A 12,702-nucleotide genomic window follows, 5' to 3' on the forward strand; every position below is an offset into this window, starting at 1 on the left:
TTAACTCACAGCAAGATTTTTTGCTAATTCTGCTTTCTTTTCTAAAATTGCAGCAGCTGCTAAATGACCACTCATTGTAGCTCCCTCCATAGAGTCTATGTAATCTTGTTTTGTATAACTACCAGCCAAGAAGAAATTAGATATAGATGTTTTTTGATTAGGTCTGAAAGGTTCCATACCGGGAGCTTCTCTATAGAGTGATTGCGGAATTTGTACTACATTACTCCAAAGCAATTTAAGGTTTTTTGAGGATGGGAATAAACGGCGAACCTCTTTATCTATTTCTTTTGTGATTCTTTCTGTGGATCTTCCAATCCATTTATCGCCAGGAGTTAAAACACATTGCAGGAGAGATCCCATATCTTTTCTTCTGTAATCTGCTGGACTTGCTAGTGCTAAATCAGCAAAACAACTGAAAGAGGCATCAGCAGAATAAAGAAGGTTATCTAGTCCAATTGGTTCGTTTCCAGTATTATCTTTTTGTAATTCAGTAACCCAACCGTCATACCTTAATTGGATTGTGGCAACAGCAACAGCTCTAAGTTTTTTTAAACCTTCAAATTCTTTAAATTGGTACCATTCTTTTGGAATTATTTTTTTTATTCCAGGAACATCACAGGCAGCTAAAAATTTATCTGCAAACACTGCCTTAATGCCTTCAGGAGAAGATATTTTTAATTGATTAACTGAATAAGAGGAAGATTCCTTTTCATAAATGATTTCTTCTACCTTATGGTTAAGATATATTTTTGCCCCTTTATTTTTAATGTAGTCGACAATAGGTTGAGTTAACCACTTATGTGGAGAACCTTTTAAAAGATTCAGTTTTGAGGCTTCTGTTTTTGAGGCAAACATCATGAAGATAGTTAGCATACATCTTGCTGAAATATCTTTACAATTAATAAAACCTAAAGCATATGCGATAGGATCCCACATTCTTTCTAAGCTTTTTTCACTTCCACCATGGTTTAAAAACCATTCTTTAAAACTAATTTTATCTAGATCTCTAATTATTTTCATTGCGCCTTCATAATCTATCAATCCTCTAACAATTGGGCTTGTCCCTAAAGCTAAGGCGTTTCTGAATTTATCTATCAAAGTAAGTTGTTCGGTGGTAAAAAAAGCTTTTAGTCCATTAAATGGAGCACCTAATGGGAATCTAAAATCTAAAGACTTCAAATTCCCACCATTATTGATAAATAGATGAGTATGATCTTTCGGAAGTAAATTGTCTAAAGCTCCCACTTTTTTCATTAATTTAAAAAGATTTGCGTAATTGTAAAAAAATACATGTAAACCCATTTCAATGTGGTTGCCATCCTTATCTTCCCAACTTCCTACTTTACCTCCCCAAAATGACCTGCTCTCGTAAATTTCTACTTCGTGCCCTTCATCAACTAAATTGACTGCTGCTGTAAGACCAGCTAAGCCTGAACCAACTATTGCAATTTTCACTTTTTCTTAAAATTATAACAAATCAAGTTTGGATAATGTTTGTTCTATGCATCCTATCGATTAAGTTTTTATATTATAGATAGTACAAATCCTTTGTTTATGGAAAATGTAGAAGTTAAACAAGAAATAAAAAATTCTGACGATGGCAAAGGTATCTTAATTACGAACAATGCTATAGAACAAATTTCAAATTTATTGAAGGGCCAAAGTGATAAAAAAGCACTAAGGGTAGGAGTAAGATCAGGCGGTTGTAGTGGGATGAGTTATACGATGGATTTTATAGGAACTAATGAAATAAATCCCGATGATAAAGTTTATGATTATTCATTAAAAGCTGATCAAAGCTTTCAAGTAGTTTGTGATCCCAAAAGTCTCTTATATATTTACGGAATGCAATTAGATTTTAGTAAGGAATTAATTGGAGGGGGCTTTAATTTTGTAAATCCCAATGCTTCCCAAACTTGCGGTTGTGGAAGCTCCTTTGCAGTTTAATAAATAATGAATAACGAAATTAATCCTATCGAAGAGGATTTTAATGCAGCTCTATCAAGATATAAAGCAGGGCAAGATTTAATTCCAATCGTTCGAGATTTTCAAAAAATTATACAGCAAATTCCAAATCATTTTGCTGCCTGGACTTGTTTATCATGGCTCCAATTACTTTTAAAAAATAATGAAGAAGCTTTGTCAGCTGCCAGACAAGCTGTTCGATTAAATCAGCAAGATCCACAAGCAAGAATGAATTTGTCTTTAGCTCTTTTGGCAACCAATAATAAAGGTGTTAGGGATCATATTGAGTTAATAAAAAAAATGTCTATTATGATGCCAGATGTGAAAAGTGAGTTGAAAGAATCTGTTGAAGACGGATTAAGTAGATATCCAGATTGGCCTGAGTTAACCAAAGTTAAAAAATGGTTGGAATTTTAAATTCTCCGAAATTTTGTCATCAGAAATGACTGAGAAAAACAATCAAAACAATTTAAAACAAATTATCGATAATTTGTTATTAATAAATTTATTTACAGTAATTTTTTTTGCAATATTTTTTGTATTTGCAATAATTATGCAATTAAATGGGATATTTATTTTTATAAATTTTATTCAGATAGTTTGGAACCCTCTTATAGTCCCATTGATAACAATTCTTATTATTAGTGCTTTAGTAAACGGAATTAACTCTTGGTGGAGGCGTAAATTGCTTTCTCAAGAAAAGGATATTTAAAAGCATAATTTTTGAGTTTACTGCTTATTACTTTTTGTCCCTCTAATACAACTTTTGCTCCATCTCCTAACAATATTTTTAAAACAGCTCCAGGCACTGGAAGTAAATTTGGTCTATTTAGACATTTTCCTAAAGTCTGAGAAAAGTCTTTCATTAATACTGGATTTGGTGCAACAGCATTAAATACTCCCGAATACTTTTTATCAATTAATGCTTGATTAATTAATGCACATAAATCAGTTCTATGAATCCAACTCATCCATTGCTTACCATCTCCAATTGGACCACCTAATCCAACTTTAAATATAGGGAGCATTTTTCCTAATGCTCCTCCATCTGCTTCTAGAACAATCCCAATTCTAAAAATAACTAATCTTGAGAAAAATGGTTTTTCAGCAGCGACTGCTTCCCATTTTTTGCAAAGATTAGCTAAAAAGTCTTTTCCTCCAATACTATTTTCAGAGAATTCACCAGAAAAACTTGTACCGTAATAACCTATTGCTGATCCATTTATAATGACTTTTGGGTTGATTTTGAAATTTTTTAGGGTCTTCATCATAAATTTCGTGGTATTAATACGACTATTTTCAATCTCCTTTTTTTGTGAATCAGTCCATTTTTTTTCTGCTATTGGTTCTCCCATCAAGTTAATAATGCCATCTGTCTCTCTTAAAATATTTAGAAGATTTTCGTTATTCCAGTTTTTTTCTTTTGATAAATCTATTTGAAAAAATTTAAACTTATTGAAATCTAAATCTATATTTAATTTATTTATGGGTTTTCTACTTACAATGTACATTTCGTGATTTTCATTAAGTAGTGATGGTACTAATTCTTTACCAATAAATCCAGTGCAACCAAGTAGTAAAAGACGCATATCATTTAGATGTTTGTAATTTAAGGCTATTAAATTTTTGAGACGTTTGTAATTATTATTCCGGTACAAATTTTTTTAAATATTTTTCAAACAAGTTTTTGTATAATATATTTCAAATTGCTTTGATCAATTTATTATGACAGATTCTATTCCAAAGGTACCTCTCAAGAAAGGAAGCTTAGTTTTTGTTGATAAAGAAAATTATATAAAAAGTATCGAGGCGCTAGCCAGTGATAATGATCTACCTAATTATGTCTTTGAAGGTCCTGGAGAGATTCTTTCAGTCAAAGACGAATATGCTCAGATTCGATGGCGCAGACCTGTTCCAGATGTTTGGTTGAAATTAGATCAACTTAAAGAATATACTCAATAAAATTTTATATCTAAAATTTTTACTTCTTTTTCTCTTTAGACATTTTTGATTGGATTCTTTTTGCTTCTTTGATCATTTCTTTACCATCAAATAAGTACTTATCCACGTATCCTTGTGTATATCTATCAAATTCTGACAGTGCATCTTTAACTTGTGAAAAACAGTGATAAAGATCGAGGCCTAAAGCTGAAATTGATTTTGGAACTATTTTTTTGTTATAAATTTTTTCAACTTTTTCTATTTTCTTTTGCGAAAGACTTACGTAACTGCAAAAACTTTCCATTAATTGGTCATCATATGGATCCGCAGATAGTTCTTTTATTTCGTTGTTCAAAGGTTTAATTATTTGACTAATTAATCTATTGATTGGAGTGTAAATTTCTTTAATCCATGTTTCAACTTCTTTGTCTTTAATTGAAGAATTATTTTTTTTTGAATTAAATTTCTCTTCCCAATTTTCATTTAATGAATCAAATGATGAACTGGAAGAGAAAAAACTGCTATCGTATTGTTTTTTTTTGATAGGGTCATTTAGAGTTTCCCATGCATTTTGTATTGCAAGAAATCTTTCTTTCTTGCCTCCTGCATCAGGATGATGTGTCTTAACTAAAGAGCGATATGAAGATTTAATTTCACTTCTGGTTGCATTTTTTTTGAGACCTAATTCTTCATAAAAATTTTTTTCCATTTTTATAAATTATGCATTAAAGATAACCATCTTTTCTAGCTTGAATTGAGGTATTAGTTTCAAACATTGCTGTTGATAAATATCTTTCTCCAAAACTTGGAAGAATAACTATCAATCTTTTGTTCATTAGTTCTTTTCTTTTAGCGATTTTTATCGTTGCTGCTAAAGCTGCACCGCTGCTGATGCCAGATAAAAGACCTTCCAATCGAGCTAATAAACGCCCATAATAAAATGCTTCATCGTCATCTATTTTAATAATTTCATCAATAAATTTAGTATCAAGTACTTTCGGAACAAAACCTGCTCCTATTCCTTGAATCGAATGAGAGCCTGCGTTTTCTCCGGAAATCACAGCACTTTTTTTGGGCTCTACAGCATAAATTTTGCAATTTGGATTAACTTTTTTCAAAAAACGCGCACAACCAGTAATTGTTCCTCCTGTCCCTACTCCAGTAACTAGTCCATCTAAATTGTTATTTGATTGGGACCATATTTCTTGCGCCGTTGTTCTTTCATGAATATCAGGATTAGCAAAGTTTTCAAACTGATTAAATTGATAGCTATATGGAATGGTTGAAGACAACTCATTAGCTAAATCTAAAGCTCCTTTCATTCCATCTTTACCTGGTGTTAGCTGTAATTCAGCTCCATATGCTCTCAACATTGCCCTTCTCTCAATACTCATTGTATCCGGCATAGTTAATATCAATTTATAGCCTTTTGCTGCAGCAACCATTGCTAATGCGATGCCAGTATTTCCACTTGTTGCTTCAATTAACGTTGTTTTATCCGGTGTTATCAATCCTTCTTCTTCAGCTTTACTTAACATTGAATAAGCTATCCGATCTTTAACGGACGCTGATGGATTGAAACTTTCTAGCTTGGCTATTATTTCTGGATAACAATCAAAATACTTTCTGATTCGATTTAATTGAACTAACGGGGTATTTCCAACTAGAGAAGTTATATCATTTGCTATTTCCATGATATGACTTTTAAAAATGCAAAATTAATCTCCTAATATCCATATTAATTGCATTTAAAGATCTTTTATATAATTTTCTCAAAAGAATTTAATTTAAATAACTTCTTGCGTAAAAATATTTATTATTATAGAGTTAATTTTTGTAATGATTATGTATTCGCTGGAATTAAGTCTGAGATATTCACCTTTTCCACTTTCAATTCAGAAGAAAGAATTGGATGATGTTAAACGAATTTATGATGAAATAAAAAGTTCTATGAATGAAACTTTAGAATCCTCAAACTTGATCGAATTGAGGTGTGACAAAGTGCAAGATAAATTAATTGCTGTAAGAGCTAAAGAAATCATTTCTGTTCAGATATATGAAAAATCGTCAGTTGCAGGAGGAGCTAAAAAACCAGGATTTTCTCTCAACATAGATTGATAGAATTAATGCGCGATCCCCTTGAAAATGAAATACCTCATGTTAATTTCAAAGATGTTTCTTTTTCATATCCTGGAAAAAAAGAAAATTTAATTTTTAAATGTAACTTCTCAATAAAAAAACCTGGATTTTGGATGGTCGTAGGTAAAAACGGGAGTGGAAAAAGTACTCTTTTAAAATTAATTAATGGAATGATCGAACCCCAAAAAGGTATCATTTTTTCTAAAGCAAATATTGGCATGGTGTTTCAAAACCCTGATCATCAAATATTGATGCCAAATTGCAGGAGTGAACTTCTGATAAATATTAATCAAAATATAAGTCAAAATGAAATTAATAAAAAAATTGAATATGTGCTTAATCAGGTAGGAATGACTGGTTTTGAAAAAAGACCAGTTCATACTTTGAGCGGTGGACAAAAACAACGCTTAACTATTGCATGCGCTCTTATTAGTAATAGAAATTTTATTCTTTTAGATGAGCCTACAGCGTTACTCGATCAAACCAGCCAATTAAAAGTTTTACAAACTATTAAAAAACTTACAAGTAACCATAAAAAACCTTTATCAGCTTTGTGGATTACTCATCGTTATGAAGAATTAACTTATGCTGATGCAGTAGCAGAATTGAAAAATGGTTTTTTATCTAGCTGGCAAGAACCATCAAAATTTCAATATAATTAATTCTTGTACTTGTCATAAGGTACTTTAAAGAGCTAAATTCACTTTATATTCCTCGGTAGCTCAGCGGTAGAGCGATCGACTGTTAATCGATTGGTCGCAGGTTCGAATCCCGCCCGGGGAGTTTATAATTTTCAAAAAATTTTCTAAAGTTACCCCATAAAGGTGACTTTTTTATTTTTTAATCTTTTTTGTAAAATAGTGAATAGCCGAAGATATAATCAAGAAATTTGATACAATATTAAGAACAGTATATAGAACATCAAAGTTAATTTAATAATCCCCTATAAACCGTTATTAAGAATTATAAAAAAAATTTTATTAGAACAGTAATTAGAACAGTAATTAGAACATCTACTAACTTCTCGATACAAGCAAAAAAGTTCTTTGATTGAATTTCATATTTTTTAAAATTAGGACATATTTTTTTGTATCGTTTGACTTACTACACTTTTCAGGAAATTCTAGTCATCCCACATATCCTTTTTCTCTTGATCGAAATTATTCCTTTCAAGTAATTCTATTCTTTGTTTCTGAGAATCTATTTCTGTTTCAATTACGTTTTTGTCATCAATATATTTTGTTTGTATTTCTAAAATAATCATTTCAAATTGTTCTCCAAAAAAACCTGACATTTCTCTCCATGCTTCCATTTCCTCTTCTTTGTCAATAGTATCGTTGATCTGATGAGAAATAATTTCTAGTACGTATTGTTTAAGTTCTTGATGACTCATCGATTCAACTTTTTTTTGAATATAAAGTTCTTTAAGATTCTCTAGTTGTTTTTTTGATAAATCAGAATAGATAATCTGCTTCTTTTTCATAGACATTTAAATTTTTTTCAATATAGTCAAAATTATTATTTTAAACATTCTGGATAAATAAACTAAATTAATTCCTATTTAACAATTGAAAAACTCCATTCAATTTAATTTTTATGTATCTTACATTGGCAATTTGAATTGGATAATCTTTCAGATTTAAACAGTATTTGTTTCTAATAATCCTTTGATTATTAAGAAAAAGTAAATAGAATCGAAAGAAATTCTAAAATTTCCACTTTTTTAAAATTTGGAATTTCTATCTAATCCCTTGCTATAACAAAGTTATTTGATAAATCTAATTGATAAAATTGTTTACACTAATTCAGCAATCTTTATAAATTCTTGAGAGAATCATAATACTAAAACTTAATTTTAATTTAATAGTTTATAAATATGAAAATTTCAATCCTCTTAATTGAAGACGATCGTGATATGCGTGATTTGGTGGCTAGGCATCTAGAACATTCTGGTTTCGATGTCCAAAAAGCTGAAGATGGAATTAAAGGACAAGCATTAGCTCTTCAATATTCACCAGATTTAATACTCTTAGATTTAATGCTACCTAGTGTTGATGGATTAACTTTATGCCAGAGACTAAGAAGAGATGAAAGAACATCAAATATACCAATTTTGATGATAACTGCATTAGGCGGTCTTAAAGATAAAGTTACTGGGTTTAATTCTGGAGCAGATGATTACATTACTAAACCATTCGACCTAGAAGAATTACATGTACGTATAAAAGCTTTATTAAGAAGGACCAATAGAGCGCAATTGAATTCAAGTAATCAGCAAGAAATATTAAATTATGGCCCTTTAACTCTTGTTCCGGAAAGATTTGAAGCTATCTGGTTTGAATCTCCTGTTAGGTTAACTCATCTTGAATTTGAGCTGCTACATTGTCTCTTGCAGAGGCATGGTCAAACTGTATCGCCAGCATTAATACTAAAAGAGGTTTGGGGATACGAACCTGATGATGATATTGAGACAATAAGGGTTCATATTAGACACTTACGCACTAAGCTTGAACCTGATCCACGTAAACCTATTTATATAAAAACTGTATATGGTGCTGGGTATTGTCTTGAGTTACCTATTGGTTCTCAAGTGGAAACTGCTAAGCAAGAATTTATTCAAGCAAAAAATCCTGATTTGATAAATTCTGCAGTGGATTAACCTCGTGTATTTTCCATTGAAATTTTTAAAAAAGTAATCTCCCATGCCAGTCTTGGTTGAATATTTTTTCTTAAGAGGATCTTTAAATTTTCAAGTTTTTTAATTAAACCGATATTTTTCGTTTTTCTCCACCAAATAGTTTGAATTAAATTTACTAAACAAATCTGTTGAAAAATTTCTAACTTTTCAGATATTGATTTAGATATTTCTAATATTTCCAAACTATTTTTTATTGGAGAATCCATTTTACTTATTATTTCATTTGAAAAATCATTCAAAATTTGAATATTTTGCAATAATTGATTTGGAGATCCATTTGCAGAGTTTATTAAATCTTCAAATTTTAATTTTGTATGAATATTTAATTTAGAATTATCTAGATATTCTTTCAAAATAGACTTTATTTGTATACCAGAAAAAGATCGAAATCTGACGATTTGACACCTTGAGATGATCGTATCTAAGAGAAGGTTTAATTTAGACGTTAGTAAAATGAAAATGCCATTATTAGGTTCTTCTAAGGTTTTTAAAAGGCAATTTGAGGCAGCTTCGTTTAAGAGGTGTGCATCAATAATTAAAACAATTTTTTTTTCTGAGTTTATTGATTTTTGACTAAGAAAAGTTTTGATATTCCGTATTTGAGCAATTTTAATAATTTCAGACCCACTTTTTATTGTTTTTTCAAGATCGGAACTTCCTGAATTTTTAGATTTATAAAGAGAATCAGGTTCAACAATTAAAAAATCAGGATGGTTATTGTTTGTAATTTTCTCTTCAACATTTTCTTTTGGCGAAGACTGTTTGAAAATCTCTTTTATAAATTGCAGAGCAGTTTGTTTCTTTCCTAATCCTTCTGCACCATAAAATATATATCCATTAGCAAATGTTTTGTTTTTAATTATGTTGTTAAGACAGATATCGACTTCTTCATGCAAGAAAAAATTATTTTTTTTAATCTCAATCATTTGTTATCAGAAAAATGGTTTAGCAAAGTCTCTTTAATTTGATTAGAAATAGTTTTAATATTTTGTGAAGCAGATATTACTTTCCAGTTTTTTTGTTTGGCAATTAGTTTGAAGCCTTCATTTACTTTTTCTAAAAATCTCATACCTTCTGATTCTATTCTGTCTGGGATTTCATTTTTTCTTCGGAATATGCTCTCTTCTGGAGAAATTTCTAAAAAGAAAGTGAGATCAGGATATTCTCCTTGACATACAATAGATTCAATATTTTGAATTATTTCTAAATTTATATTTCTTCCATACCCTTGATAAGCCAGGGTCGAATCGGAAAATCTATCACTTATTACCCAATCATTGTTATTTAATGCAGGTGAAATAATTTTGGAAACGTGTTCAGCTCTATCCGCTGAATAAAGCAATAATTCCGCAAGAGATGAAGGCTTGTTTTTTTCATTATTATCAAGGATCAGTCCTCTAAGTTTTTTCCCTAAAAGACTGCCTCCCGGCTCTCTAGTTGTGATTAATTTAGACCCTTTCTTTATTAGACCACTATTAGGAAGCCATTTAGATAGTTCATCTATTTGGGTTGTTTTACCACATCCATCAATACCCTCAATAACGATAAATTTTCCTTTCATTTAATCCAAAGATAAAGCATTAATTACAACTGTAATTGAGCTAACAGCCATTAATAATGCTGCTAATGAGGGAGTAAGAAGAATACCGTATTTAGGGAACAAAATGCCGGCGGCTAAAGGTATAGCTAGTAAGTTGTAACCAAAAGCCCATGTTAGATTTTGCTTGATTTTTCTTATGGTTTTTTTTGCAAGATTTAAGGCGTAGGGTAATCCATTTAGTTGATCTCCCATCAATACTACATCTGCATTTGCCTTAGCTATTTGAGTACCTGATCCTACTGCAATTCCTAAGTCTGAGCATGCTAAGGCTGGGACATCATTAATACCATCACCAATCATTGCTACTTTACTATTAATTTTTAAATTTTCTATAGTCTTAAGTTTCATTTCAGGAAGAAGATCCCATTTTACTTCTGTTTCTTTACAACCAATTTTTTTTGCTAAAGCTAAAACTGTTTGTTTCCTATCTCCACTTAAAATATTAATTTTAAATTTGTTTTCTCTTAAATTTTGTACTGTTTTAATTGAATCATCTCTGAGTAAATCTCCTAGGAAGATAAAGCCTAATAACTTATCTTTGATACTTACTCCAATAATAGTGTTCGTTTTTGTCTCTTCATTTTCAATAACTTTTTTTGCATCACTATCAATAATTGTTCCTTTACTTAAAAGCCATTCAATATTTCCAATATTAATAAGTCCATCAATTGACTCTAGTTCTCCAGAAATACCTCGACCTGAATAAGTAAAAATTTTTTTTATGGGAAATAAACTTAAATTTTGTTTTTTTGCCTCCTGAATTAAGGCATTTGCGATTGGATGTCTGCTTTCCTTTTCTAAACTGGCAGCTATTCTCAATAAGAATGAATTATCATAATTATATTTGTAACCAACAATGAAAGGCTTACCTTTTGTCAATGTACCTGTCTTGTCAAAAATAATGTGATTAATTTTTGAAGCCATCTCAATTTTGTCTCCGCCTTTAAATAAAACTCCTTTTTTTGCTGCTTTACCTGATGCGACAGTTATTACAGTTGGGGTGGCTAAACCTAATGCACATGGACAAGCTATTACTAAAACGGCAATTGATAATTGAATGGCTAAACTAAGGAAATTGTCAGCATTACTACCAAGCGAACTATGAAGTGTATGGTTTGAGTGAGTGAAGAATTGATGATTATGACTTAATAAATCTGGCCAAATTTTTCTTGCACACATCCACCAAAAGAAGAAAGTTAAAGTAGCAAAAATAAGTACAAAGTAAGTAAATTTGCCTGCAATTTCATCTGCAATTCTTTGGATCCGAGGTTTTCTAGCGTTTACAGACTCAATAAGGTTTACAAGTTTTGCAAGAGAAGAATCCCCTCCGACCTTTTGAACTTTAAGTCTAAGAGTTGAATTAAGATTTAAAGATCCACTAGATAGATTTTCGCCTTCTTTTATCTCGATAGGTTTGGATTCTCCAGTAATATGTGAAACATCAACATATGAATTACCTTGAATAACAATGCAGTCAGCAGGTACTCTATCTCCTGCTAAAACTTGAATCTCTTGATCAGGTCTTAAAGTGTTAACTCTTATTGATTTGATTTGATTATCTTCAGTGTAGATATTTGCCATTTCAGGTTGAAGATCTAATAACTCTCCAATGGATGAACCAGTTTGGTATCTTGCTCTTTCCTCTAAGAAACGCCCAATCAATATAAAACCTAAAAGCATAACTGGTTCATTAAAAAAACAAGGAAAACCAGTAGCAGGAAATATTAGGGATAGAAGACTCGTTGTATATGAGCTAGTTACTCCAAGAGCTACTAAAGAATCCATATCCGGACGATTCTTAATGAATGATTTAAATCCATTAATAATTATTACTCTGCCAGGAAATAATAGAGCTAATGTTGCTAATGAAGCGTGAAAAAATATATTACCTAATATTGGAGAATTTATATATCTTCCTTCTGCTAGATGACCTAAACCTGAAAATAATAAAAGCAATAAAGCAAAAGTTAATTTTTTCCATTGATTATTCCACTTCTTTTTTTTTTCTAATTCTGTCTTATTTATTTTTTTTGAAAAATCATTTATGTAAATCTTTGATGGGAATCCATTCTCTTTTAGATTTTTGAGAACTGTTTCTATTTTTATATGATTCTGGGTAATTTCAAAATATGCACTTTCAGTTAGTAAGTTAACAGAGACATTTTCAATACCATCGGAATTATTTAATATTTTTTCAACAGTACTCACACAACCTCCACACTTCATCCCTTTAATGCTTAATTGAATACTTTCCATATTTTTCACGAATGAAGCAAATTAATACTTGACCTTTTTTTTAACTATAATAATAAATGTAATAGACTTTTTAAATAGTTATTTTTTAAATTACTATATTAAT

15 protein-coding genes and 1 tRNA gene are annotated in these 12,702 nt (G+C 30.5%); 8 read left to right on the top strand and 8 right to left on the bottom strand.

From position 1 onward, the window contains the following. Complete coding sequence (zds, locus tag HA151_RS00610) at positions 1–1,455, bottom strand: 9,9'-di-cis-zeta-carotene desaturase (RefSeq protein ID WP_209105646.1); 1,455 nt, start codon at positions 1,453–1,455, stop codon at positions 1–3. A 99-nt stretch (positions 1,456–1,554) separates the two neighbouring features. Between zds and HA151_RS00615 the strand changes: the two genes are divergently transcribed. From HA151_RS00615 to HA151_RS09290, 3 genes are read left to right on the top strand one after another with little or no spacing between them, the layout of a single operon-like run. Continuing rightward, entirely contained in the window at positions 1,555–1,947 is a 393-nt protein-coding gene (locus tag HA151_RS00615) for a HesB/IscA family protein (RefSeq protein ID WP_209105647.1), read from the top strand. Between the two features lie 6 nt (positions 1,948–1,953). Further along, complete coding sequence (locus tag HA151_RS00620; protein WP_209105648.1) at positions 1,954–2,382, top strand: tetratricopeptide repeat protein; 429 nt, start codon at positions 1,954–1,956, stop codon at positions 2,380–2,382. Positions 2,383–2,407: 25 nt separating this feature from the next. Further along, positions 2,408–2,677 (top strand): hypothetical protein, encoded by a 270-nt coding sequence (locus HA151_RS09290; RefSeq protein WP_245151539.1) that lies wholly within the window; start codon positions 2,408–2,410, stop codon positions 2,675–2,677. On the opposite strand, the gene HA151_RS00625 is transcribed toward HA151_RS09290, so the two are convergent. Beyond that, the gene (locus HA151_RS00625) at positions 2,628–3,554 is read right to left on the bottom strand and encodes a TIGR01777 family oxidoreductase (RefSeq protein ID WP_209105649.1); all 927 of its coding nucleotides are present in this window, start codon (positions 3,552–3,554) and stop codon (positions 2,628–2,630) included. The genes HA151_RS09290 and HA151_RS00625 overlap by 50 nt on opposite strands. A 136-nt stretch (positions 3,555–3,690) precedes the next feature. Here HA151_RS00625 and HA151_RS00630 point away from each other — a divergent pair, with 136 nt between their 5' ends. After that, a complete protein-coding gene (locus HA151_RS00630) occupies positions 3,691–3,927 on the top strand; it encodes an NAD(P)H-quinone oxidoreductase subunit O (protein ID WP_209105650.1) in 237 nt (78 codons plus the stop codon). 19 nt (positions 3,928–3,946) lie between these two features. Here the strand turns inward: HA151_RS00630 and HA151_RS00635 are convergent, their stop codons facing one another. Together HA151_RS00635 and cysK are read right to left on the bottom strand one after the other, a co-directional pair. After that, on the bottom strand, positions 3,947–4,615 hold the full coding sequence (locus tag HA151_RS00635; RefSeq protein WP_209105651.1) for a J domain-containing protein: 669 nt from the start codon (positions 4,613–4,615) through the stop codon (positions 3,947–3,949). A 16-nt stretch (positions 4,616–4,631) separates the two neighbouring features. Continuing rightward, positions 4,632–5,600, bottom strand: coding sequence for a cysteine synthase A (cysK, locus tag HA151_RS00640; protein WP_209105652.1), 969 nt, complete (start codon positions 5,598–5,600; stop codon positions 4,632–4,634). Positions 5,601–5,751: 151 nt separating this feature from the next. On the opposite strand from cysK, the gene HA151_RS00645 reads away from it, so the two are divergent. From HA151_RS00645 to HA151_RS00655, 3 genes are all read left to right on the top strand, one after another. Further along, a complete protein-coding gene (locus tag HA151_RS00645) occupies positions 5,752–6,024 on the top strand; it encodes a hypothetical protein (RefSeq protein WP_209105653.1) in 273 nt (90 codons plus the stop codon). A gap of 8 nt (positions 6,025–6,032) precedes the next feature. Beyond that, on the top strand, positions 6,033–6,707 hold the full coding sequence (locus HA151_RS00650; RefSeq protein WP_209105654.1) for an ABC transporter ATP-binding protein: 675 nt from the start codon (positions 6,033–6,035) through the stop codon (positions 6,705–6,707). Positions 6,708–6,756: 49 nt separating this feature from the next. Beyond that, positions 6,757–6,828 (top strand) — tRNA-Asn (locus HA151_RS00655). Positions 6,829–7,168: 340 nt separating this feature from the next. Here the strand turns inward: HA151_RS00655 and HA151_RS00660 are convergent. After that, positions 7,169–7,528 (bottom strand): DUF7326 family protein, encoded by a 360-nt coding sequence (locus HA151_RS00660; protein WP_209105655.1) that lies wholly within the window; start codon positions 7,526–7,528, stop codon positions 7,169–7,171. A gap of 393 nt (positions 7,529–7,921) precedes the next feature. On the opposite strand from HA151_RS00660, the gene HA151_RS00665 reads away from it, so the two are divergent. Next, a complete protein-coding gene (locus HA151_RS00665) occupies positions 7,922–8,704 on the top strand; it encodes a response regulator transcription factor (protein ID WP_209105656.1) in 783 nt (260 codons plus the stop codon). Here the strand turns inward: HA151_RS00665 and HA151_RS00670 are convergent. Genes HA151_RS00670 through HA151_RS00680 form a run of 3 tightly spaced genes read right to left on the bottom strand, consistent with a single transcriptional unit; the run spans position 8,701 to position 12,599 of the window. Next, complete coding sequence (locus tag HA151_RS00670; protein ID WP_209105657.1) at positions 8,701–9,669, bottom strand: DNA polymerase III subunit delta'; 969 nt, start codon at positions 9,667–9,669, stop codon at positions 8,701–8,703. The genes HA151_RS00665 and HA151_RS00670 overlap by 4 nt on opposite strands. Next, positions 9,666–10,304, bottom strand: a complete 639-nt coding sequence (gene tmk, locus HA151_RS00675; RefSeq protein ID WP_209105658.1) for a dTMP kinase — start codon at positions 10,302–10,304, stop codon at positions 9,666–9,668. The genes HA151_RS00670 and tmk overlap by 4 nt, the downstream gene beginning before the upstream one ends. Continuing rightward, positions 10,305–12,599, bottom strand: coding sequence for a heavy metal translocating P-type ATPase (locus HA151_RS00680; protein ID WP_209105659.1), 2,295 nt, complete (start codon positions 12,597–12,599; stop codon positions 10,305–10,307). Positions 12,600–12,702: the final 103 nt, after the last annotated feature.

It is taken from the genome of Prochlorococcus marinus XMU1419, from assembly GCF_017695955.1.
Classification (GTDB): Bacteria; Cyanobacteriota; Cyanobacteriia; order PCC-6307; family Cyanobiaceae; genus Prochlorococcus_A; species Prochlorococcus_A marinus_AD.